We start from the raw sequence: 24,013 nt of genomic DNA on the forward strand, positions 1-24,013 counted from the left end.
TTTACGTGTGGTTTATTTCTTTCAAATTTTGCCTTTCCCATTATTAATCCTCCTATTTATTAGTTATTTTTTTTATCTCCAACTACTTCTTCAGCTATTGATGCAGGTACTTCTTCGTAGTGATCAAATTGCATTGAGTAGTTTGCTCTTCCTTGTGTATTTGAACGAAGGCTTGTTGCGTAACCAAACATTTCTGCTAGTGGTACATAAGCTGTAACGATTTGTGCTCCAGCTACAAGTTCCATACCTTCCATTCTTCCACGTCTTGAATTAATATCACCAATTACATCTCCCATGTATTCTTCTGGAGTTGTAACTTCAACCTTCATCATAGGTTCAAGAAGTACTGGATCAGCCTTAGCAAGAGCATCTCTTACTGCCATAGATCCGGCAATCTTAAATGCCATTTCAGAAGAGTCGACTTCGTGGTAAGAACCATCGTAAAGTGTTACTTTAACATCAAGAACTTCGTATCCACCAACAATACCTGATTGAAGTGCTTCTTCAATACCTTGTTGAGTTGGTCCAATAAATTCCTTAGGAATTGCACCACCAACGATGGCATTTTCGAATACAAAACCTTCGCCTGGTTCTAATGGTTCGATTCTAATCTTAGCGTGACCATATTGTCCACGACCACCTGATTGACGAGCGTATTTAGCTTCGCCTTCAGCAGCTTTTCTAATACCTTCTCTATAAGATACTTGTGGGTTACCAATATTAGCTTCCACCTTAAATTCTCTTAGTAGTCTATCAACGATGATATCAAGGTGAAGTTCACCCATACCAGAGATAATAGTTTGACCAGTTTCTTCATCTGTGTGAGTTTTGAAAGTTGGGTCTTCTTCTGCAAGTTTTGCAAGAGCAAGAGCCATCTTATCTTGAGATGCCTTAGTCTTTGGTTCAATTGCTACAGAGATAACTGGATCTGGGAATTCCATGTTTTCAAGAATAACGTGTGATTTTTCATCACAAAGAGTATCACCAGTACCTGTGTCTTTTAGACCAACAGCTGCTGCGATTTCTCCTGCATGGATTTCTTCGATTTCTTCTCTCTTGTTAGCGTGCATTTGAAGAATTCTTCCGATTCTTTCTCTCTTGCCTTTTGCTGTGTTCATAACATAAGAACCTGCCTTAAGAACCCCAGAGTAAACTCTAAAGTAAGCAAGCTTACCAACATATGGGTCAGTTACGATCTTAAATGCAAGAGCTGAGAATGGTTCATCATCAGATGCATGTCTTTGAACTTCGTTTCCATCTTCATCAACACCTGTAATTGCAGGTACATCAATAGGAGATGGTAGGTAGTCAATAATTGCATCTAGAAGAAGTTGTACACCCTTGTTCTTGTAAGAAGAACCACAAGATACTGGAGTAATCTTAACAGCAAGAGTACCCTTTCTTATAGCTTTCTTAAGAAGTTCATTGTCGATTTCTTCACCTTCAAGGTAGGCCATCATTAAATCTTCATCAAATTCAGATGCAACTTCGATTAAGTTTTCTCTATATTTATTTGCAACTTCCATGTACTCTTCAGGAACATCTGTAATTTCGATTTCCTTACCAAGTTCATCCTTGTAAATTTCTGCTTTCATTTCAACAAGGTCAATCATTCCTATGAAAGTATCTTCTGCTCCCATTGGAACTTGAATTGGAACAGGATTACCCTTTAGTTTCTTGTCGATAGTATCAACAGATCTAAAGAAGTCTGCACCTGTAACGTCCATCTTGTTGATGTGTGCAATTCTTGGAACGTGATATTTATCTGCTTGTCTCCAAACAGTTTCAGATTGAGGTTCTACACCACTTTTTGCGTCAAAAAGTGCAACAGCACCGTCAAGTACTCTTAGAGATCTTTCAACTTCTACTGTAAAGTCAACGTGTCCCGGAGTATCGATGATATTAAGTCTGTAGCCTTTCCAGTGAGCTGTAGTAGCTGCAGAAGTAATTGTAATACCTCTTTCTTGTTCTTGTTCCATCCAGTCCATTTGTGCTCCACCGTCGTGAGTTTCACCGATTTTGTGAATCTTACCAGCGTAGAAAAGAATACGTTCTGTAGTAGTAGTCTTTCCAGCATCAATATGGGCCATAATACCTATATTTCTATATTTTTCTAATGGTATTTCGCGAGCCATAAATTCCTCCCCTTATTACCATCTATAGTGAGCAAATGCCTTGTTAGCTTCTGCTGTTCTATGCATTTCATCTTTTCTCTTAACACTTCCGCCTAAACCGTTAGATGCGTCTAGTATTTCTTTTGCAAGTCTTTCGTGCATTGTCTTTTCGCCTCTTGCTCTTGCATATTTAACTATCCATCTAAGGCCTAGAGTTTGGCGTCTTTCCGGTCTAACTTCCATTGGTACTTGGTAAGTAGCACCGCCTATTCTTCTTCCCTTTACTTCAAGTACAGGCATTACATTGTTAAGTGCCTTGTAGAATACTTCAAGTGCGTCCTCTCCAGTTTGTTCTGCAACAGTTTCAAGTGCTCCGTAAACAATTCTTTGAGCAGTACCTTTTTTACCGTCAAGCATAACATTGTTTATAAGCTTAGTGATAACCACGTCTGCGTATACTGGATCAGCCATAACTTCACGTTTTTGGATATGTCCTTTTCTTGGCATAACTTCCCTCCTTAACTATTTTTCAGTCGATTCATTGGTACTCAGGTTGAGCCCGTAAGCCAAAAATCTATAAAATCTCATGTGAAAATTCTATCAATTTTTAGGTTTCTTAGTACCATACTTAGATCTAGATTGCTTTCTGTCTGTAACTCCAGCTGTATCAAGAGTACCTCTTACAATATGGTATCTAACACCTGGTAAATCCTTAACTCTTCCACCACGGATTAAAACAACACTGTGTTCTTGTAGGTTGTGTCCGATTCCTGGAATGTAAGCCATAACTTCATATCCGTTAGTTAAACGAACTCTGGCAACTTTTCTAAGAGCTGAATTCGGTTTCTTAGGTGTTACTGTTCTTACTGCAACACAAACTCCTCTTTTTTGTGGAGAATTAACTTCAGTTTCAACTTTTTTAAGTGTGTCATAGTTTACATCAAGAGCTGGTGATTTAGATTTACTGTGAATTTTCTTTCTACCATTTCTTACTAATTGGTTAATTGTAGGCATTAATTGCACCTCCTGTTTTATTAATAGTATTGGACATTTCAAAGACTACCTCATTTAGGTAGTCTATCCGTCTCAAATACTCATCAATTTTATCATTAGATAATCATTAAGTCAATAAAAATTATGAGAAATTGGCGAAATTTCCATATTTTTTGAGAATTAATGATTTTATTTTAAATTTACAAAAATTTGTCCATGTAAAAAACAAACCTGTCTGCTTTTACAAGATTATAAATTATAAAGAAAGCTTGGGATAGGATAAAAATTCCATCTATAATGGTAAAAACTTTTCTATAAATGTCCTCCTTTATAAAAATTGTCCTAAGATTCTTTATTAAAAAATATATATTAACCACAAAAAATCCCATTAACAAATAAATCATGGTACTAACATAGGCTCCCCTGTCAAAGTTCTCTATTACAGTCCCATCTTTTAAAGTTAGAAAAAATACAAACTGATAAATTGTAAAAATTGTGCAAAGCGATATAGTAATAACTTTTAAATACTTTTCCTTTTCATGAGTTTCAAAGTCAGACTTAAATAATTTAAGAAAAATATTTATAAAGACATAGGCTCCTATACAGTATAGAATCAACTTGTTTCTTGAATAAATGGAATTAATCCAAAAAAGAAGCAGTGTTGTGCTGGCATTATAGTAATCTAGAAGTTTTTCTCCCCTGCTAATTTTTTTATTAAAAAATTTTTTATTTGATAATTTTTCAAGAATTATAAAAAATATTAAGGCTAGAAAAGTTCCAATAAGAGCATTCCTCATTCCTTCTGTCATTTCCTTCTCTCCTTCACCCTCCAGAGTTTTACATCCTATCGAGATAAAAATCGAACCTATTAATGTTTATGTAATTATAAATAGTAAAGGCTACAAAAATAATGATAAATAAAATTTGTAAAGTTATAAAAATCTTCCTATAAGAGTCCTTTTCCACAAAAATTTTAAAAAGTGACTTTTTTGATAAATAGTAGCTGAGCCACAAGATAACTAATATAAAGCATGGCAAAACAATTGAAAACTCATTTTTTGCAAAGGAAACAATCCTGTGACCATCTTTGAGGGTTATAAAAAATATTACTTGATAAATTATAAGGAGACTTTGAGCAATAATTGTTGTTATTTTATAAAGCCTTGGGTCATCCTTGTACTTGTTTTTCATAATATCTTCTGTCAAAGTTTTATATACAAAATATGCCACAAGACCAAACACTACTAGATAAAAATATAGTTTGTTTTGGAAAAAAATCATTGAAAACCACATTTCAATAACTGTAAAAGCATAAATATAGGTCTTCATTACATCTCTACTATCAGTTTCTATTCCTCTTCTTTTCTTATACCAATCTTCAATTAGAATTGTTGAACAGAAAATAATCGTTCCTATAAAAAATATAATTAATGATCCCATAATTCCTCTCCTGATGTTTCTTGATAATCTTCTCTTTCTACATAAAAATCAAAGCGGTTTACATTTTTTATATTATAGGCACTTCCTAAACCTAATACCAAAATCAAAATAATTTCTGAAATAATAAAAGCTCTTCTCCAAATATCTTTTTCAAATAAAATTCTTTTTAAAACTCTCAAGTCTAAAATAATTCTAATGTAGCTAATAAAAAAAATTGAAATTATTAAAATTTTTCGAAAGTCACTTTTGTTGTATGAATAAATAGTAGCTCCATCTTCTAATTCTAAAAAACTAAGACTTGCTAATAATATAAAAGATATTGAAATAAATAAAACCCTCCACTTAGGCTCATTCTTATTTTTCAGTAACTTACTTCCCCTTTTGCTATCTGTGTAAAGTTTATAAATCGCCCAAAACACAAAATAAACAAATATGCTAACCATAATTGCAAACCCAATATTTTGATAAATTGTAAAGTAAAATTGTAAGATTAAAAAATTGCTCATTAGGAAGGAATATATTATATCATTCTTAGAATCTTTTTCTTCTTTCTTATCTTCTCTTATGTAATTAAAAGTGACTAAGGCTGATATAAAAACTGTTACTAAGAAATATATTGTTAAATCACTCATTAAATCACCTCTAAAATCTTTTATTTATAAAACTAATTTAAGAGTATTTTATAAATAAAATTTTACCCTTTTAATTTATTGTAACACTCATACCCATAAATTTTAAAGAAGTTAATAAATATCAAAAATCAATTCCCAAATTTTTTAAATTTTCTTCAAGAGAAAATATTTTTTTACCATCCTTTGTTACTTCTGACTCGGAATAAATTAAGGATTTAATTACAGATTCTTCTACTGATTCTGCACAAGCCCTAAAGGCATCATCTAGCAAATCTTCTTTTAGAACTTTGACTTCTTCAAAGCTATTCTCTCTTATCCTATTGGCAGTTGAAAAGGCAATGACAATATCTCCTGAACCGTGTCCCAAGTAAGAGCCCACATTTCCAAGACCAATTGTGGCCCTCTTTGCAAGTCTCTTTAACTGTCTCGAGCTAAGGGGCAAGTCTGTTGCCAGGACAATTATAATTGATCCCTTGTCCTTGTCTTCTCTTTTTTCCTTGGACTTCAAGTACATTTCACGTCCTAGGGGTCTTCCTTCTATCTTTAAATCTTTTATCCTGCCAAAGTTTGATAGGACAAGGCTGCCTAAGGTATAGTCTTCTCCATCTATTTCAATAATTCTTGATGAAGATCCAATGCCACTTTTGAGGTTAAAGGAAATCATACCTGTTCCTGCTCCCACTGACTCCTCTTCAAAGTCTTCTTTTATATTTTCAAGAGACTCTAAGACATTTTCTTCTTTTACATGAAGGCCCCTCATGTCATTTATAACTCCGTCGTTGCATTCAGTGACAATTATATTTGGAGCTCCTGACTTGTCGCCTAGCTTGGGGTACCTATCAATCATCCACTTCATTGATGAGTCAAGAACTCTTCCAAGACTCATGGTGTTAGTCATAAAGATTGGCGACTCAAGAGTCCCCAACTCTTCTAGTTGAACTAGACCAAGGCTTTTTCCGTAACCGTTAATTATGTAAGAGCTTGCCACAAGTTTTTCATTAAAAACATCTCCATCATGGGGCATGATGCATGTCACGCCAGTTTTTATTTTTCCATCTCTAATTGTTGAGTGACCAACCTTCACTCTTTTGACGTCAGATATTTTATTAAGCCTTCCCTTCCTAGAGTTTTTAAAAATTTCAAAAGTCATAAAGATCCTCCTTTTAAGAAAATTATATCAGAAAATTTTTATAATTTATTAAGATAAACCAAGGCATAAAAAAAGTCCCAGCCGAAGCTGAGACGAATTTTATTAATTGTTTCTTTCATAAGGAAGGCCATCTGCTGATGGTGCCCTTGATCCCTTTACAAAAACTATTAAAACTAAAAGAGTTATTGCATAAGGAATCATTGAAAGTAGGTTTGTATCGATTTTTATTCCCATGGATCCTAGGAAAACTGAAAGTCCTTGAGCAAATCCAAAGAGTAGGCAAGCGAGCATGGCTCCTTGTGGTTTCCATCCGCCAAAGATTACTGCAGCAAGGGCAATAAAGCCTTGACCAGAGATAAGAGTTTCTCTGTAGTTGGATACAACTGCAAGTGACATTGATGCTCCACCAAGTCCTGCCAAGAATCCAGATGCTAATACGCAAATGTATTTGATCTTGTAAGCGTCAACTCCAAGAGTTTCTGCTGCCTTAGGATATTCTCCAACGGCCCTAATTCTTAGGCCTAGCCTAGTCTTGTAGAGCACAAAATAAACTATAAAAACAAGGACAAAAGCAAGATAAACTGATGCGTATTGTGAGAATACAATGTCAAAGAATCTCATTATTCCCTTTCCACCACCAGATTTAAAAACTTTTCCAAATAAAACTGGAAGTTTGTTTTCATAATCAATGGACTTTGACATGGCTGCTCCATCAAAGAAAAGTCTGCAAAGGAAAAGTGCAAGTCCCGGTCCAATTAAGTTAATGGCGATACCACTTACAACGTGGTCTGCTGCAAAATTAATTGTAGCTATAGCGTGAAGAAGGGCAATTAACATTCCGCCAAGTCCTCCACACAAGAAGGCCAACCAAGGGTTACCTACATAATAGCCAACAATGGATCCAACAACTGCTCCTATGGCCATCATTCCTTCAAGTCCAATATTTACAACTCCGGCATTTTCAGATAAAACTCCACCAAGAGCTGTATAAATAAGGGGAGCTGAATATAAAAGTGTAATTGATAAAATACTTGCTAAGCTTAAAAGTGAACTATTCATTTGCTCCTCCTTTTTCTAAATTTTTTCCATCCTTCTTTGACCACTTAGTGAAGAAGAACTTAATCATATCCAAAAGTTTTGGCATTGCAATAAATAGGATCATAATACCAATAATAATATTTACAACTTCTGAATAAGTTCCTATTGTAGTAAGCTTTCCTCCTCCATAAGTTAAACCTGCATAGAGAAGAGCTGCTGGAATTGTGCCCAATGGATTGTTGCCAGCTATAAGGGCAACTGCCATTCCATCAAAGCCGTAGCCTTCTTGGGCCGCCATGATTCCAATATCACCAGAAACACCAAGAACAGTTATTGCACCAGCAAGTCCTGCCAAGATTCCTGCAATACCCATGGATTTTACAATAGATTTATTAATGTCAATTCCACCGTATTCTGCAGCCTTTTCATTGAAACCAACAGCGCGAAGTTCGTATCCAAGAGTAGTTTTCTTTAGGATGTACCAAACTACTATGGCTGCTAAAATAGCGATAATAATACCAAAATTTAGAGGTGGATTTAAAATATCCTTTAAAAACTTGTGTTGGGCGAGATAGGCCCTACCAGATTCACTCATCTTCCAAGCTCCAGCAATTTTTATGCTAGCAGTTTCTTTAATGGGATAGGAGTTATCTGATTCAATAGACCTTAAAATTGGAAAACTCAATAGATAGTTGCTTAGATAAAAGGCAATCCAGTTCATCATAATTGATGAAATAACCTCGTTAACTTCAAATTTTGCCTTTAATAGTCCAACTAAGGCTCCCCAAATGTAACCACAAAGAGCTCCCACTAAAAGAGCAACAAGTCCGTGGATTACTGGAGGAAGGTCTAGTAATAGTCCAACAACTAAAGCTCCAATGGATCCAACAATGTATTGCCCTTCGGCACCAATGTTAAATAGGCCTGTATTAAAGGCAAAGGCAACTGAAAGTCCTGTTAAAATTAATGGAACTGCCTTTACAATTGTCCAAGAAATATACTTAGGCTTGCCAAAGGCTCCCAAGAAAATTACCTTGTAGGCCTCAACAGGGTTTGTCCCACTTAGTAAAAGTATAATTGACCCAATTAAGATACCAAGTACAATGGCAAGAATTGTGTATAAAAACCTATTTCTCTTCATTTTTACCTCCTGCCATATAAAGTCCTAGTTCTCTCTCATTAGTTTCTTTTGCATCAAAAGTCTTTAGGATCTTTCCATTATAAATAACAGAAATCCTATCTGAAAGAGCCATGATTTCATCTAATTCAAAGGAAATAAGAAGAACTGCCTTCCCCTTGTCCCTTTGTTTTATCAAGAAGTTCCTAATATACTCAATGGCACCAACATCTAGCCCCCTTGTTGGTTGGGCTGCAATGAGAAGATCTGGGTCGCCAGATATTTCTCTTGCAATAATAACCTTTTGTTGGTTACCACCAGATAAGGCGCCTGCAAATTGGTTTATATTTCTCGGTCTAATGTCATAGTCCTCTGAAAGGTCCTCAGCATTCTTTTCTATCTTAGGGAAGTCCAAAATTCCCTTTTTAGAAAACTTGTCCTTGTAGTATTCCTTTAAGATAATATTTTCTGCCACAGAAAAATCTAGGACGAGACCACGTAACTGTCTATCTTCTGGAATAGAATTTAAACCTCTTTCAATAATATCCCTTGGATTATGGTTTAAAATCTCTTCTCCTTTGAAGATTACAGATCCAGCTTCAGCCTTTTTAAGGCCAGTTAAAGTTTCAATAAGTTCAGATTGACCATTTCCATCTACACCAGCAATACCATGGATTTCTCCAGCTTTAATATCTAGGTTTAAGTCATCTAACTTTTTGACATTCCTTATGTCTCTGGCAGTTAGGCCCTTGATATCTAGTATTGTGTCGCCAGCCTTACAATCAGCCTTATTAACATCTAGGTGAACAGCTCTTCCCACCATCATATCTGCAAGTTCAGATTCATTGACATCAGAGACATTTACTGTGTCAATCTTTTTCCCACGCCTAATGATAGTACACCTGTTGGCCATTTGCTTAATTTCCTTTAGCTTGTGGGTGATTATAATTATAGATTTTCCTTCTCTTGCAAGGTTTTTTATTATGTCAATTAATTCTGTGATTTCTTGAGGGGTTAAAACTGCTGTTGGCTCATCAAAAATTAATATGTCAGCACCCCTGTATAAAACCTTAAGTATTTCAACTTTTTGTTGAGTACCCACACTTATGTCTTGGATCTTGGCATCGGGATCAATTTTGAAACCGTACTTTTCAGAAAGGGCAATTACATCTTCCTTAGCCTTTTTTATATCCACCTTGATTCCATTCATAGGCTCCATGCCAAGAACAATATTCTCAACAACAGTGAAGGGTTCAATAAGCATAAAGTGTTGGTGAACCATTCCCAGCCCTGCCTTTATAGCATCGTTGGGATCCTTAAATTCTTTTTTTTCATTATTTATATAAATTTCACCTGATGTAGGAGAACTCATGCCATAGAGCATATTCATAAGAGTAGTCTTGCCAGCACCATTTTCTCCAAGCAGAGAATGGATTTCTCCCCTCCTAATATCAAGATTAATTCCGTCGTTTGCAGTGAAATCACCAAATTTTTTGGTGATATTCTCCATCCTTACGACTAAGTCTCTATTATTAGTTTCCAATACAAACGCTCCTTTGTTATGTTAAATAAATTATACCAAAGAATTGGCTATTTTTAAAATAAATTGCAATAAAAAAAGCCATCCCTAAGATGACTCCTAAGAGATGACTTTATAAGCTTATTTGTATTCGTTATAAGTTTCTTCGTTGTAAGGAACTTTGATTTCACCAGAAATAATTTTTTCAGAGATTTCATCAACTGATTTTAAAATTTCAGGTTTAACATTCTTGTCAGAAGTTGGCGCAATACCTACTGCTCCACCGTCTGAAAGACCAAACTCAATAGTTCTTCCACCTTCGAACTTACCTTCTTGCATATCTTTTACAACTTGGTAAACAGCAACATCGCCATTTTTCATTGCAGAAGTTAATACATTTTCAGGAGCCCTGTCGCTTTGGTCTCTATCAACACCAATTACCCACTTGTCGGCTTCTTTGGCAGCTTCGATAACGCCTTCGCCTGCTCCACCAGCTGCGTGGAATACTACGTCAGCACCGTTTTGGTACATTGTAGCAGTGATTGATTTACCCTTTTGTGCGTCAGAGAAGTCTCCAACATATTGGCTAAGAACTTCGATGTCAGTTCCCTTTTCCTTAGCTGCGTAATCAACACCAGCCTTGTAACCATATTCGAATCCCCAAATAATGTTACCTTCTTGGCCACCAACGAAACCAACCTTGTTGGTTTCTGATGTCATACCAGCAATATAACCAACTAGGAAAGAAGGTTCTTGTGCTCTAAACATAATTCCAAGTAGGTTTGAAGGAGCTTCAATTTTGTTACCATCTTTGTCAACTGTAACGTCAACGTCAACTATTGCATAGTTGATTTCAGGATACATTGTAGCAGCTTCAGCTACGTTACCACCCATTTTGAAACCAGCACCAACGATAAGATTCTTATCTTGGTCAGCAAAAGTTTCTAGGTTAGGAGTGTAGTCCTTAGTGTCCTTAGATTCAATGTAGTCAGCCTTGATTCCAAGTTCATCAATTGCCTTTTGAAGTCCTTCCCAAACACCTTGGTTAAAGGATTGGTCATTAACTCCACCTTCGTCAGTTACAAAACCAACGTTAATGTCTGATTTAGCTTCAGTTGTTTCTTTAGTAGCGTTTGCAGCATTTGCAGCATTTGCAGCATTTGCACCTGCTTCTTTTTTGTTGCCGCCACCACAAGCAACAAGTGTCATTGCAATCAATAACACTGAAAGTAGTGTAAATTTCTTCTTCATTTAAAAATCCTCCTATAGATATTTAATTAAATTATATATTAAATTTACTATTATTTCAATTTCAATAAAAAGTTTTCCCTATGTCATTACAATTTTTATCTAATTTATATTTTTTATCTAAGTGAGAAAAAAGTATGAACTTATATATTTTTGTGACCTTATAAATTTTTATAACTTTACAAAAAATTAATAGCTTGTAAATATTTAGGAGCTGATAAAAAATTATAAACTTTCAAAATTTATTTTTACCTTTTCAAAAGCTTACAAAATTCAATAAATTTTTTCAACAAAAAAAGCCCAATATAATATTGAGCTTTTAAAAATTTACTTATCCAATAAATACTCTTGGTATAACAAATAATACAAGTGAGAAAACAAAGTACATTAATAAAAATGCCACTGATTGTTTCATTTCCTTGTTGCCAAAAATAAAGTCGCCATCTGATGCCAAAAATCTTGCCGCTATTGAAGCAATTAGTCCCAAGATTGGATAGGCTATAAGGACACCAAGGTTACTTGTTCCCTTGTCAATGAACCTGTAAAAGGCAGGAATCATTAAGAATAGGGCTCCAAGATAGATTTGGAAATTTCCCCTATCAAACCAGATTAAAGCAATGACTCCTAGAGTTAGTACTAAAAAGATCACTGTAGAAGCTGTGTTAATTAGAGAAATTTTATTTATTAGTCCTTGGTTTATTAATTCTATCTTATTTACATAATAACCTGAGTTTGTGTAGGCTTCTTTTACACTGTTGCTAGACTTAATTGATTCTGTCCAGTTTTCTACCTTTGCATTTGTAACAAAAATTGAAGCATCTTCAACCTTTTGTCCACCTGAAAAGTAAAGTGGATTTGGATTGTAGTAAACTGTGAATTCATATTCTCCAACTTTTTCCTTTAGGGCAAGTTTAACTTCACTCACTGCCTTAAAGTCCTTGTTGTCTGTCTTGTTATAAAAGTCTTTTACCTTTAATTTTAATTTTTCTTCGAAAAGAGATTTGTTAATTTTGTCAAAGTCTCCCTTTAAGTTTACCTTTGACTTGCTAAAGCCAACTCCTTCGTCAAAGAAAATTTGTCTATTTGGTGTTCCCAAAATTCTTGCAGTTGAGTCTTCGCCTGTGTAATTAAATTTTATGTCGTATTTTATTAAGTTTTCATTAGCTTCTTTTTCTAAAGATCTAGAAACTTGTAAATTTTCTACTCCATCAGCATTATTGAAAAGAATTCCGTCGAATTCTCTATTTACTTCTGCATTTGGCCACATAAGAGACTTACTGAAAAAAGCAGTTAGAGAAGCTAACATAAGTACTAGTATGAAAATTGCAAAAACCACAAGCTTTTTTATTCTCTCGTTCATTTTAAACCTCCATTATGAAAACATTTCGCTTAACTTACATGATATCACAAGGAGGCCTTAAAATAAACAAATTTATTAGCATATTAAAGATTAGAAGCATTTATTTCTGTCCAGATTCTGTCGTAAACTTTAATAAAATCTCCTAGGTCTCTAAAGGATTCTAGTGATGGAAGTTTATCAAGATCTGGATAGGCAACCTTTGAATTTTTAATTTCATCTGGTAAAAGGTCCTTTACACCCTTAACTGGTGAAGTGTAACCTACGCAGTGTTCAACATTCTTTGCTTGAACTTCTTTTTCTAGCATATAATTTATAAATTTTTCTGCTCCCTCTACATTTTTTGCATTTTTTGGAATAACCATGGAGTCGTACCAAATGTTTGAACCTTCTTTTGGAACAACATAGTCAAGGTCTTCATTTTGTTGCATCATAAGAAGGGCGTCACCTGAATACATTACAGATAGGTTTGCATCTCCTTGGACAACAACATCACGTCCATCATCATCTAGGTAAGCATAAACTAGTGGTTTTTGTTCTATTAGAGACTTTTTAGCTTCTTGAAGTTCCTTTTCACTTGTTGAATTTAGTGAATAACCAAGTCTCTTTAGGGCAACTCCTAGAGTATCTCTTTGTGAGTTGTACATAATTATTTGGTCCTTATATTTTTCATTCCAAAGAATGTCCCATGAGTCAACCTTGTCTTTTACTTCTGCCTTGTTGTAGACAATGCCAACTGTTCCCCAGAAGTAAGGTACTGAGTATTTGTTTTCTGGATCAAAAGTAGGATTTTTTAATATATCTTCTACATTTGTGAAGTTTGGAATATTTTCAAAGTTAATTTCTCTTACAAGATCTTCTTTTATAAGTCTTTCAATCATATAGTCACTAGGAACAACTACATCATACTTGTCTTGTGATTGAGTCATCTTGATATAAAGGTCTTCATTTGATGCGTAAGTGTCGTAGTTAACCTTTATACCTGTTTCCTTTTGGAAGTCCTTTAGGATTTGAGGGTCAATATATTCTCCCCAGTTGTAAACATAAATTTCTTCCTTTGCTGTTTCTTCTTTGCCACATCCTGTTAGGGAAAATACCATTAGGATTGCAAGTGATAAAATTATTTTTTTCATGTGCTTCATTAGATTACCTCGATTTTTTTCATTTTTTCACTTCTCTTGTTGATTATAACAAGTAGAATTAGTAGTGCTACTAGCATTAATGTCGATACTGCATTTATTGATGGGTTAATCCCCTTCCTAGCCATAGAGTAAATTGTTATTGAAAGGTTTGAAACTCCCTGACCTGTGTTGAAGAAGGAAATTACAAAGTCGTCTATGGAAAGTGTAAAGGACATTAGGGCCCCAGTTAAGATCGCAGGTTTAATTTGTGGTATAACCACATTTAATATTGCATAAGTTGGAGTTGCGCCTAGGTCTAGGGCTGCCTCCACTGTATTCTTTTGCAACTGATTTAACTTGGGAAGAATAGAAAGAATAACATATGGAATACAAAAGACAATATGTGAAATTATCATTGTTGTGTATCCCATTCTTATGTTAAAAAGTCCAAAGAGTCCCATAAGAGCAACTGCTGTCACAATATCAGGGTTAATTACTGGCAGGTAATTTATATTTAGGATGGCATTCTTTTTAAAACCCCTAAGTTCATTTATGGCAATGGCAGAAATTGTTCCAACAATAGTTGAAATGACTGTTGCCACTACTGCTACTATAAGTGTAGTCCAAAGGGAAGATAAAATTGCTGGGTCAGAAAATAAATTTTTGTACCACTTTAGGGTAAAGCCTGCCCAAGATCCCCTTAGCTTGGAGTTGTTAAAACTAAAGACAACAAGAATTATAATTGGGGCATATAAGAATAAAAATATTAAAAATAAGTAAATTCTATCTATTATTTTTTTCATTATAAGCCACCTCCGATTTCATTAGTTTTAATTTTTCCATTAAATAATTTTGGAAGTAAAAGAATTAAAAGCATAATTACAATTAAGATTACTGAAATTGCAGAACCAAAGCCCCAGTCTCCTGTGAAGGTAAATTGCTTTTCAATTAGATTTCCTATTAGGTAGAAGTTGTTTCCTCCCAAGAGGTTTGGCACAACAAAGGTTGAAATTGCTGGTATAAAAACCATAGTTATTCCTGTGTAAATTCCTGGTAGAGAAAGTGGGAGAATAACTTTTATAAAAACTTCAAAGTCGTTGGCTCCCAGGTCCTTTGCTGCTTCAATTAATTTTTTGTCCATTTTTAATAATACTGTATAAATTGGCAGAACCATAAAAGGCAAGAAATTGTAAACCATACCTATCATTATGGCCTTGGAGTTGTACATAAGATCCCAGGGACCCCATCCAAAAAGTCCTATAAATTTATTTATCAATCCCTTGTTGCCAAGAAGTGTAAGCCAGGCATAAGTCCTTAATAAAAAGTTCATCCACATTGGGATAATAAAAACTAAAATCATGTTGTTTCTTACTTTTTCCCTCATTTGTGAAATTATATAGGCCACCGGGTAGCCAATAAGAAGACAAAAAATAGTAGAAACTCCTGCCAATACAAGAGATGTAATTAAAATTTTTACATAAAGTGGTTCAAAAAACCTTGAGAAATTGTCTAGGGTAAAGGCAAAGTCTGCTAGGTCTGTGTTGGCACTAAAAGCGTGGGCAAGTATTAAAAATAGTGGGAAAACAATAAATACTAGGCCCCAAAATAAATATATTAGTGAAAATTTTTTCATCTTAGCTCAACCTCATAACGTGGATAAGGTCTGGTTTGATTATTATGCCTGTTTTTTCTCCCACTTCTCTTTTTTCTGTCGATTGAACAAGCATGGAGTAACCATCAATATCTACAGTCATTTCATAGTGAACTCCCTTGAAGACAAGACTTGTTACAGTCCCTTCAATTTGGTAGTTCTCATCAACCAAAAGCACATCTTCAGGTCTTACTACAACTTCAACATCTTCGTTGGCTCTAAATCCCTTGTCAACGCAAGGAAAATCGTAATCTAAAAATCTTACCTTGAAGTCTTCAAGCATCCTTCCCTTAATAATATTGGATTCACCAATAAAATCTGCTACAAAGGCATTCTTTGGTTCGTTATAAATATTTATTGGGCTATCCATTTGTTGGATTTCACCATTATTTAGGACAACAACAGTATCACTCATAGAAAGGGCCTCTTCTTGGTCATGAGTAACGTAGATAAAAGTTATACCAACGCTTTTTTGAATTCTCTTAAGTTCAATCTGCATGGCTTGTCTAAGTTTTAAATCAAGAGCACCAAGAGGTTCGTCAAGCAAGAGTACATCTGGTTCATTGACAAGAGCTCTTGCAATGGCAATCCTCTGTTGTTGACCTCCTGATAAGGATTCAATTTCCCTGTTTTCAAAACCAGAAAGGTTAACAAGTTTTAAAACCTCACTTACCTTTTCCTTGATGACTTTCTTGTCCATTTTTTTTATTTTTAAACCAAAGGCAATGTTGTCAAAGACATTCATATGGGGAAAGAGGGCGTATTTTTGAAAAACTGTGTTAATCCTTCTTTCATAGGCTTCCTTATTTGTTATGTCTTCTCCATTAAAAAGAATTTGTCCCTCATCTGGCTCTTCAAAACCACCGATTAACCTCAAAATTGTAGTTTTACCACAGCCTGATGGTCCTAAAATCGTAAGGAACTCGTCTTTTTTTACCTTAAAATCAAAGTTTTCTAAAATTACATTGTCACCAAAGGACTTGCTAATATTTTTTAATTCAATTACATAATTTTCCATAATTCACCGCCTAAAAATTTGGTGGAGATGATATCCACAAAATCTCAGTTTCACACTTTCCTTCATTTTTTAAGTAATGGGACTTGTTGGCTTTAAAATAAAAGCACTCTCCCTTTTTCACCTTGTATTCTTCTTTTCCATAAAAAAGTTTCACTGAACCCCTTAGGACATAGCCAAACTCTTCGCCCTCATAGGGCTGGAGTTCTTTTGAAGTCCCTCCTGCTTTAAGCAAGACCCTCATGGGCTCCATTTGGTTTTTCTGTGCATTGGGCACAACCCAATCAAGGACATAACCAAGCTCTTCATTTTCACTTTCAAAGAAGTCCTCTTCCTTAAAGATTATTTTTTCATTTTCTTCCCTCTTAAAGAAAAGGCTAGGATCAGTCCCAAGGGCCTCCAAAATATCTAAAAGAGAGTCAACAGATGGCGATGTCAAATCTCTTTCAATTTGAGAAATAAAACCCTTAGTGAGTTCAGACCTGTCAGCCAGCTCTTCTTGGGTAAGGCCCTTTTCAATTCTCATTTCTTTTATTTTATTTCCAATCTTCATTGCATCACCTATAATATTAAACAAATTACTTAAATTATTAAACTCATTAGAGTATAAATCTTAAGATATTTAAAGTCAATAGAATCTACAATTTATTTTATTAAATTTTTTGTAAAATATAATTTACTAAATAACTTTCATTTTATAATTATTTTCTTCTTGCTTCCACTTTGTGTCTAATATATTTTATTTATTAAGGAGGGACTTATGAAAAATTTTTTGATTTTTATTTTCGGAATTCTAACAGGGTTTCTTTTAAAGGGATTTTACATCTATCTTATGAGTAAATAATATTAAATAAAAAACTGGACGAGAATAAATATTTCTCATCCAAGGTATTTCTATTACTTGATAAATTTTCATGACTTAATGAATTTTTATAGCGTAATAATTTTTTTATAGTTAAAGTTTTTTGCTTCTTAATAATATTTTATGACTCCATAATCTTTTATTACTTCATAATATTTTATTACTTCATAATATTTTATTACTTCATAATTTTTTACCACTTCATAATTTTTTACCACTTCATATTTTTTTACCACTTCATAATTTTTTACCACTTCATAATTTTTACCAAGTCAAGAACTTCATCTTACTTTCCTCTCCTCTATTTGTGTTATAATTTTTCTGAGGTGTAAGAATGGATACTATTAAGAAAAGATACAATGCTATAGATTTTTTGCGTGGCTTCACTATTATAAGCATGATAATTTATCATGGAATTTTTGATCTTGAAAATTTTTATGGATTTGATTTCAATCACAATTTTTATTACTTTCAGCAGTATATATGTATTTCCTTTATTTTGATTTCTGGTTACTCAACCCACTTTTCAAATAATTTTAAGAAGAAGTTTCTAATTTTATGTGGCCTTTCTCTCTTGATTACTCTTGGGTCCTACGTATTTTCTAAAGAAGATGCAATTTATTTTGGAATCATTCACTTCTTTGCTGGTGCTACTTTAGTTCACATGCTTATAAAAAAATACATAAAAAAAATAAATCCAAAGCTTGGACTTATTGTGAATACCATTTTATTTGTAAGTCTAAAGAGAATTTATTACGGAAGCATCTTTTTTGGAAAGATTATTCCACCAAAGGCACTTTATGATCTAAACCTATTTATCCTTGGTCTTCCTAGCGAAAACTTTTCATCAGGAGATTACTTTCCTCTAATACCTTGGATATTTTTATTTTACATGGGATACTTCCTCTTTGACTTCATAAAATTTACAAAAAAAGAAGCCTCTCACAATATTATCAATATCATGGGTAGGCATTCTCTTTTAATTTATTTCCTTCATCAAATTCTTTTGATTGGAATTTTTTCTCTAATCTTTGGCTTTTGATTAAATTCTTCCGCTGGCGCCACCGCCACCAGAGGAACCTCCGCCGCCGAAGCCTCCAAAGCCTCCGCCGCCAAAACCACCAGATGATCCACCGAAACCACCTGATCCTCCAAAGCCGCCTCCAAAGGATCCTGGTCCCCAGAAAATCACTGGTCTTTGTCTTCTTCTCCTGCTTCCTGGTCCTCTCCCACCAGGTCCTCCTCCATTTTTATTTCCAAAAATCAAGGAGATTATAGCAATAATTACAATTAATTTAAAAATTGCTAAAAAGGGATCTTCCTCTCTATAATAATCCTCATCAGAATAATCAATGACTTCTTGTGGCTCCCTTGCCACAATGTCAACTCCATATTCTCCCTCATATAATTTTATAATTTGGGCATATCCTTCAAGGACTGCCTTTTCAAAGGGCCTGTCATTTTCATTTTCAGCAACAACATTTCCCATTGCCCTAATAATTCTCGATGCATAGGCATCGGGAACAAATCCCTCTGAACCATAACCTGGTTCAATTTTTACCAGCCTATCATTATCATCGAGTAGGGCAAGGAGGATTAGGACTCCATTGTCCTTATCCTTGTCTCCAATTTTTATATCATTAAAAATCTTTGTGGCGTATTCTTCAAGGGAATAGCCTTCTAAGCTATTGACTATGACAACCCCTATCTCCCCACCTGTCTTCTTTTTAAGATCATAAGTGGTTTTGTTGAGATAGTCTATTGTCTCTTGACTAAGGGTATTTGTCTCATCATAAACATTATAGGACATTTGGTCCTTGTCAAAGGCGTAGACGTTAAAGACCAGGGTGAAGACAAATAAAATTGTAGCTAACAATTTTTTCATAGCTATCACCTAAAACTTAACTTCTGGTACTTGATTGTCCTTTTCTGAAACTTCAAAATAATCTCTTGGTCCAAAACCTAAAATTTTTGCAATAATATTTGTTGGGAACCTTCTAACCTTTTGATTGTAAAGCTTAACTGTATCGTTATATCTCATTCTTTCTGTAGCAATCCTATTTTCAGTTCCTTCAAGTTGTGCTTGTAGGTCTAGGAAGTTTTGGTTTGCCTTTAATTCTGGATAATTTTCCACAACAACATTAAGTCTTCCAATAGCTTCTGTCAAATTATCGTTGGCTTCAGCAAGTTCCTTAGGTGTAGATGCTTCAGAAACTCCTGCACGAGCCTTAGTAATTTCTGTAAAAGTTTCCTTTTCGTGACCAGCATATCCCTTAACAGTTTCTACTATATTTGGAATTAAGTCAGCACGTCTTTTTACTTGATTTTGGACTTGTGCCCAAGCACCATTTACATCTTCATCTAGCTTAACTAGATTGTTCCATTGGCCACCGAAGAAAATTGCAATTACAACAACTATGGCTATAATGGCAACTATTCCTACAGCGCCCTTATTTTTATTCTTCATCGCTTCCTCCTATTTTTTCAATTTTCATTTTTCCTATGGCTTCTTCAACAAGCTTATCACAGTCAAGTGGCTCTTCAGACTTTTCTATTCCCTCAATGCTTGGAGTCAAAAGTGGATGTTTTGGCAAGAATACTGTACAACAATCTTCATAAGGAAGGATTGATGTTTCATAAGTATCAATATCCTTGGCAATATCAATTATATTTACCTTGTCCATGCCAATAAGAGGTCTAAAGACAATCTTGTCTGTTATAGCATCAGTTACCTTGAGTCCGTCAATAGTTTGCGATGCAACTTGTCCCAAGTTTTCACCTGTTATAATGCAATCATAACCATTGTCTCTTGCAATCTTATCTGCAACCCTCATCATAAACCTTCTAGATATAATAGTCATTTCGTCTTCAGGACAATTAATATTTATTTCCTTTTGAATGTCCAAGATGTTTACTGAATAGAAAGTCAAGTCACCTGAGAAGTTTGAAATGTCTTCTGCAAGTTTTTTTACCTTTTCCTCTGCTCTTTCAGATGTGAAAGGATAAGAATGGAAGTGGAGGCAGTCCACAAGAACTCCTCTTTTTGCCATTAAAAATCCTGCAACTGGAGAGTCTATTCCTCCTGATAGGAGAAGAAGTCCCCTGCCATTTGTTCCTGTTGGAAGTCCACCATGGGCCTTAATCTTATCTACATAGATATAGGTATCCTTTTTCAAATCGCAGTAAACATAAAAGTCTGGATTGTGGACGTCAACCTTGATGTCGAAGTTCTTTAAGACCATACCACCAATTTTTGCAGAAATTTCCATGGAATTAAGTGGAAACTTCTTGTCTCCCCTATTTGTCTTAACCTTAAAAGTCTTGTATTCTGGATGGTCTTTTAAATTTTCGTCTACAATCTTTACAACTGCTTCTTCAATTGTCTCCCAATCTCTTTCCACTTGGTAAGTTGGGGCAATGTAGACAATACCAAAGACGTGTTTTAACCTGTTTATTAATTTTTCTTCATTGTCACTTGTGACTTCCACATAAATTTTTCCCATGTTGTGGTAAATCTTTCCATGGTCAATATTTCTTAGGTTTCTTTTTACAGATTTTATTAATTTTTCTATAAACCTATGTCTATTTTTCCCCTTGAGGATTACTTCCCCAAGAGAAAGTGCCATAACTTTTTTCATTCAATCACCTATCTCATTATTTTTCTTATTTCATCAACGTATTTTACTAATTTTTCTACAAAAATATCTATGTCTTCTTTTGTAGTGTCCTTGGAAGTACAAATTCTTATAGTTCCCTCAGCATACTTATCTGAAAGACCAATTTGTTCTAGAGTTGTGGACTTATGAGTTCCATTAGAAGTGCAGGCAGAGGCAGTTGAAATATAAATTTCATCACCTTCTAGATAGTGAAGAAGTACTTCTGCCCTAATATCCAAGATGGAAAGAGATACAATAAAGTCAGTGGAATTTTCTGGAGTGCTTATCTTATAATCTTTAAGATTTTCTTCTAACTTTTTAAGTAAGTACTCTTTAATCTCTTTTGCATGAGCAAGTCTCTTATCTAGGTCCCTCTTTGTAAGTTCACAAGCCTTTCCAAATCCAAGGATACCTGGCACATTTTCTGTTCCAGACCTAAGCCCCTTTTCTTGGCCTCCACCAATTACAAGACTATTTATATTTACATCCTTCCTCTTATAGAGGGCTCCCATCCCCTTGGGACCATAAATCTTGTGAGATGAAAAAGAAAAAGTATGGCAGCCAAGGTCCTTAACATCAACAGGGATTTTTCCAACAGCTTGAACTCCATCAACATGACAAAAGACATCTTTATTTATAGACTTGGCTATTTCAAAAATTTCCTTGACCTTGTTAACAGTTCCAAGTTCATTGTGAACATAGATAAGAGAAACTAGTATTGTGTCTTCATCCATGACTTCTTTAAATTTTTCTAAGTCAACAGCACCAGATTCATCTACATCAAGATAGACTACATCATAGCCCTTTTCCCTATAGTGTTTAAATTGGTCGTCAATAGATGCATGCTCAATGGCAGAGGTAATTATCTTCTTACCCCTTCTCTTGTTTTTTTCTATGGCTCCGTGAACTGCAATGTTGTTGCTTTCAGTTCCTCCAGATGTGAAATAAATTTCATCAGCCTGAGCCCCGATAAGGCTTGCTGCATTTTTTCTAGCTACTTCTATTTCCTTTTCAACCCTGTGCCCAAAGCTGTGAAGTGACGATGGATTTGCAAAATCATCAGTTAATGCCTTCATCATTACTTCAACAACTTCCTTGTCTGGTTTTGTTGTTGCACAATTATCTAAATATATCATATAACTTCCTTCTATCTAATTATAAGTTTCTACTAATTTTATATTATAACACGACTTCATAGGTGATTTCTAACCTCTGGGCCATTTATCCGAAATTTTATAATAATAAAATTTTTTTAATGTTATACTTAAATTGGTGATAATGTGAAAGTTATAGAAAGAAAAATTTCTCCACCAAAGAGAAATTATATAAAAATAGAAACATCAGGACTCTCGAGAAACATGGACTCAATTATATCTATTGGTCTCGCTCTAAAGTCCTCTGAAAAGATAAAATTTTATTATGTGGAAAGTTTTAAGGACGAGAGAACACTCTTGGGAGAAGTCCTTCCTATTATTGAAGACAAAGAATTTATAACTTATTCTGGCAAGTCCTTTGACCTTAAATTTTTAAAAGCAAAGTGTAAAATGTACTTCTCAAAAGATATTGACTTTAAATTTATAGATCTTCAAGAAGTGACAAGGACCTACAACTTTGTATTCAAACTCTCATATCATTCTAATAAGGTCTTGTTGGAAAACTTTGTAGATTCTTTTGATTCATCAAGTGAGTGGACCTACCAGGGAATAAAAATAAAATCTCTTTTTAAGAAATTTATAGAAGGTGATGAAGCTTCTATGGATAGGATCTTAGACTACTCCTTTGAAAGCCTTAAGAACTTAATATTATTAGACGATAGTATTAGAAATAGCTTAAAATCAAAGTTGAGTTTTAAAATTTTAAATGATGAATTTATTTTAGAAAGCTTTGAACTCTTAGGAAATACCATAGAGTTAAGAGGAAAGACAAATTATTCAGAAGAATACTTTGCATCGAGAGGAATTTATTCACTAGAAGTTTTTAATTCAATAGAAAATAAAGAAGACTATTTAGAACTTACAGGATATCCGAAAAGTTTCATTTTAAAAATCAATACTGAAGATGGCTTATATGATGAAGACAATAAATGTTTCTTCATTCTTAAGAAAGACCTTAATCTAAAATTAGAAAACAAAAGTAATATAAAAAGTCCAGCTAAAATTTTAATTTTATATTACAAGGACCATATATTTGAAAATCAAAAAGACTTGTGTGAGAAAATATTGAATTTAGAATTAAATAAAAAAGTCTAAGAGTAGATAATGATTCATGATTTTTTATAAAGTAATTATTAGTCATTTAAGTATAATTTTTTAAGTTTATAATTAAGTAAATTAAATATCTAAAAGATTTATAATTAACTGTAACAAAAAGGCTTGGAATAATCCAAGCCTTTTACACTTTATATTAATTTTTTTACTTTCTAGCTAATTTCTAACTTATAAAAAAATCAAAATCCACTAATCTTAAATGAAACTATCTATTATAATTATTTTGAAATTAATAATTTTACTTCATCTAAAAGATTTTTTTTACTTTTACAATTTTTAAATAATTAAAAATCCAATGAAAAAAGACTACTTAATCAATAAGTAGTCTTCCTGGTGCAGAAAGAGGGACTTGAACCCTCACGCGATTTCTCGCACATGCCCCTCAAACATGCCTGTCTGCCGATTCCAGCACTCCTGCATGAGCAAAAAAAAGCTTGTAATAAAAATTACAAGTTTTTGTGGCGTATCCTAGAGGATTCGAACCCCCGACCTTCTGGTCCGTAGCCAGACGCTCTATCCAGCTGAGCTAAGGATACATAAAAAAATGGAGCGGATGACGAGATTCGAACTCGCGACCCTCGCCTTGGCAAGGCGATGCTCTACCACTGAGCCACATCCGCATAAATAATTTTTTATAAAATTTTTGGTGGAGGAGAGTGGATTTGAACCACTGAAAGTTAAACTAACGGATTTACAGTCCGTCCCCTTTGGCCAACTCGGGAACTCCTCCATGTAAGTCCCTAATAATAAGATTTTTTGGAGCTGGTGGGAGGACTTGAACCCCTAACCTACTGATTACAAGTCAGTTGCTCTACCAATTGAGCTACACCAGC

General features: G+C 34.2%; 24 protein-coding genes and 5 tRNA genes. 2 read left to right on the top strand and 27 right to left on the bottom strand.

The window, feature by feature from the left end; all coding sequences use genetic code 11:
* Positions 1-59 precede the first annotated feature (59 nt).
* The 18 genes from fusA to HMPREF3023_RS09435 form a co-directional block, all read right to left on the bottom strand.
* Positions 60-2,135 (bottom strand): elongation factor G, encoded by a 2,076-nt coding sequence (gene fusA, locus HMPREF3023_RS01845; RefSeq protein WP_070700163.1) that lies wholly within the window; start codon positions 2,133-2,135, stop codon positions 60-62.
* Positions 2,136-2,150: 15 nt separating this feature from the next.
* Positions 2,151-2,621 (bottom strand): 30S ribosomal protein S7, encoded by a 471-nt coding sequence (gene rpsG, locus HMPREF3023_RS01850; protein WP_070700164.1) that lies wholly within the window; start codon positions 2,619-2,621, stop codon positions 2,151-2,153.
* A 93-nt stretch (positions 2,622-2,714) separates the two neighbouring features.
* Positions 2,715-3,128, bottom strand: coding sequence for a 30S ribosomal protein S12 (gene rpsL / locus HMPREF3023_RS01855; protein ID WP_019124174.1), 414 nt, complete (start codon positions 3,126-3,128; stop codon positions 2,715-2,717).
* A 179-nt stretch (positions 3,129-3,307) separates the two neighbouring features.
* Complete coding sequence (locus HMPREF3023_RS01860; RefSeq protein ID WP_070700165.1) at positions 3,308-3,916, bottom strand: hypothetical protein; 609 nt, start codon at positions 3,914-3,916, stop codon at positions 3,308-3,310.
* A 28-nt stretch (positions 3,917-3,944) separates the two neighbouring features.
* On the bottom strand, positions 3,945-4,547 hold the full coding sequence (locus tag HMPREF3023_RS01865) for a hypothetical protein (protein WP_070700166.1): 603 nt from the start codon (positions 4,545-4,547) through the stop codon (positions 3,945-3,947).
* Positions 4,535-5,053 carry a hypothetical protein gene (locus HMPREF3023_RS01870; RefSeq protein ID WP_144019621.1) on the bottom strand — a complete coding sequence of 173 codons (519 nt, stop codon included), beginning with the start codon at positions 5,051-5,053 and terminating at the stop codon, positions 4,535-4,537. The genes HMPREF3023_RS01865 and HMPREF3023_RS01870 overlap by 13 nt, the downstream gene beginning before the upstream one ends.
* A gap of 247 nt (positions 5,054-5,300) precedes the next feature.
* Positions 5,301-6,329: a DmpA family aminopeptidase gene (locus HMPREF3023_RS01875; protein ID WP_070700168.1), complete on the bottom strand. Its 1,029-nt coding sequence runs from the start codon at positions 6,327-6,329 to the stop codon at positions 5,301-5,303.
* A 102-nt stretch (positions 6,330-6,431) separates the two neighbouring features.
* Complete coding sequence (locus HMPREF3023_RS01880; RefSeq protein ID WP_070700169.1) at positions 6,432-7,388, bottom strand: ABC transporter permease; 957 nt, start codon at positions 7,386-7,388, stop codon at positions 6,432-6,434.
* Entirely contained in the window at positions 7,381-8,508 is a 1,128-nt protein-coding gene (locus tag HMPREF3023_RS01885) for an ABC transporter permease (RefSeq protein ID WP_070700170.1), read from the bottom strand. The genes HMPREF3023_RS01880 and HMPREF3023_RS01885 overlap by 8 nt, the downstream gene beginning before the upstream one ends.
* Positions 8,495-10,027 carry an ABC transporter ATP-binding protein gene (locus HMPREF3023_RS01890; RefSeq protein ID WP_070700171.1) on the bottom strand — a complete coding sequence of 511 codons (1,533 nt, stop codon included), beginning with the start codon at positions 10,025-10,027 and terminating at the stop codon, positions 8,495-8,497. Before HMPREF3023_RS01890 ends, HMPREF3023_RS01885 begins: the two co-directional genes overlap by 14 nt.
* Positions 10,028-10,144: 117 nt before the next feature.
* The gene (locus HMPREF3023_RS01895) at positions 10,145-11,254 is read right to left on the bottom strand and encodes a BMP family lipoprotein (protein ID WP_070700172.1); all 1,110 of its coding nucleotides are present in this window, start codon (positions 11,252-11,254) and stop codon (positions 10,145-10,147) included.
* Positions 11,255-11,582: 328 nt separating this feature from the next.
* A complete protein-coding gene (locus tag HMPREF3023_RS01900) occupies positions 11,583-12,611 on the bottom strand; it encodes a hypothetical protein (protein WP_070700173.1) in 1,029 nt (342 codons plus the stop codon).
* 83 nt (positions 12,612-12,694) lie between these two features.
* Entirely contained in the window at positions 12,695-13,741 is a 1,047-nt protein-coding gene (locus HMPREF3023_RS01905; RefSeq protein WP_070700183.1) for an ABC transporter substrate-binding protein, read from the bottom strand.
* A gap of 8 nt (positions 13,742-13,749) precedes the next feature.
* Entirely contained in the window at positions 13,750-14,532 is a 783-nt protein-coding gene (locus HMPREF3023_RS01910; protein ID WP_070700174.1) for an ABC transporter permease, read from the bottom strand.
* The gene (locus HMPREF3023_RS01915) at positions 14,532-15,362 is read right to left on the bottom strand and encodes an ABC transporter permease (RefSeq protein WP_070700175.1); all 831 of its coding nucleotides are present in this window, start codon (positions 15,360-15,362) and stop codon (positions 14,532-14,534) included. Before HMPREF3023_RS01915 ends, HMPREF3023_RS01910 begins: the two co-directional genes overlap by 1 nt.
* Before the next feature lies 1 nt (position 15,363).
* Positions 15,364-16,398, bottom strand: a complete 1,035-nt coding sequence (locus HMPREF3023_RS01920; protein WP_070700176.1) for an ABC transporter ATP-binding protein — start codon at positions 16,396-16,398, stop codon at positions 15,364-15,366.
* A gap of 10 nt (positions 16,399-16,408) precedes the next feature.
* Positions 16,409-16,948, bottom strand: a complete 540-nt coding sequence (locus tag HMPREF3023_RS01925) for a helix-turn-helix domain-containing protein (RefSeq protein ID WP_070700177.1) — start codon at positions 16,946-16,948, stop codon at positions 16,409-16,411.
* Between the two features lie 419 nt (positions 16,949-17,367).
* Entirely contained in the window at positions 17,368-17,511 is a 144-nt protein-coding gene (locus HMPREF3023_RS09435; RefSeq protein WP_168165795.1) for a hypothetical protein, read from the bottom strand.
* A gap of 80 nt (positions 17,512-17,591) precedes the next feature.
* Between HMPREF3023_RS09435 and HMPREF3023_RS01930 the strand changes: the two genes are divergently transcribed.
* Positions 17,592-18,299, top strand: a complete 708-nt coding sequence (locus HMPREF3023_RS01930) for a heparan-alpha-glucosaminide N-acetyltransferase (RefSeq protein ID WP_083315489.1) — start codon at positions 17,592-17,594, stop codon at positions 18,297-18,299.
* Here HMPREF3023_RS01930 and HMPREF3023_RS01935 read toward each other — a convergent pair whose 3' ends face one another.
* From HMPREF3023_RS01935 to HMPREF3023_RS01950, 4 genes are read right to left on the bottom strand one after another with little or no spacing between them, the layout of a single operon-like run.
* Positions 18,300-19,142, bottom strand: a complete 843-nt coding sequence (locus tag HMPREF3023_RS01935; protein WP_070700178.1) for a TPM domain-containing protein — start codon at positions 19,140-19,142, stop codon at positions 18,300-18,302.
* Positions 19,143-19,151: 9 nt separating this feature from the next.
* Complete coding sequence (locus tag HMPREF3023_RS01940; protein ID WP_070700179.1) at positions 19,152-19,724, bottom strand: LemA family protein; 573 nt, start codon at positions 19,722-19,724, stop codon at positions 19,152-19,154.
* The gene (thiI, locus tag HMPREF3023_RS01945) at positions 19,714-20,895 is read right to left on the bottom strand and encodes a tRNA uracil 4-sulfurtransferase ThiI (protein ID WP_070700180.1); all 1,182 of its coding nucleotides are present in this window, start codon (positions 20,893-20,895) and stop codon (positions 19,714-19,716) included. The genes HMPREF3023_RS01940 and thiI overlap by 11 nt, the downstream gene beginning before the upstream one ends.
* An 8-nt stretch (positions 20,896-20,903) precedes the next feature.
* Positions 20,904-22,049: a cysteine desulfurase family protein gene (locus HMPREF3023_RS01950; RefSeq protein ID WP_070700181.1), complete on the bottom strand. Its 1,146-nt coding sequence runs from the start codon at positions 22,047-22,049 to the stop codon at positions 20,904-20,906.
* Between the two features lie 144 nt (positions 22,050-22,193).
* Between HMPREF3023_RS01950 and HMPREF3023_RS01955 the strand changes: the two genes are divergently transcribed.
* Positions 22,194-23,162, top strand: coding sequence for a ribonuclease H-like domain-containing protein (locus tag HMPREF3023_RS01955; protein WP_070700182.1), 969 nt, complete (start codon positions 22,194-22,196; stop codon positions 23,160-23,162).
* Between the two features lie 349 nt (positions 23,163-23,511).
* Here HMPREF3023_RS01955 and HMPREF3023_RS01960 read toward each other — a convergent pair.
* The 5 genes from HMPREF3023_RS01960 to HMPREF3023_RS01980 form a co-directional block, all read right to left on the bottom strand.
* Positions 23,512-23,598: transfer RNA gene (locus HMPREF3023_RS01960), tRNA-Leu, on the bottom strand.
* 41 nt (positions 23,599-23,639) lie between these two features.
* Positions 23,640-23,716, bottom strand: a tRNA-Arg gene (locus HMPREF3023_RS01965).
* Positions 23,717-23,725: 9 nt separating this feature from the next.
* Positions 23,726-23,800: transfer RNA gene (locus HMPREF3023_RS01970), tRNA-Gly, on the bottom strand.
* Between the two features lie 24 nt (positions 23,801-23,824).
* Positions 23,825-23,910 (bottom strand) — tRNA-Tyr (locus HMPREF3023_RS01975).
* A gap of 27 nt (positions 23,911-23,937) precedes the next feature.
* Positions 23,938-24,013: transfer RNA gene (locus tag HMPREF3023_RS01980), tRNA-Thr, on the bottom strand.

This window comes from Peptoniphilus sp. HMSC075B08 (genome assembly GCF_001815405.1).
GTDB classification, from domain to species: Bacteria; Bacillota; Clostridia; order Tissierellales; family Peptoniphilaceae; genus Peptoniphilus_A; species Peptoniphilus_A harei.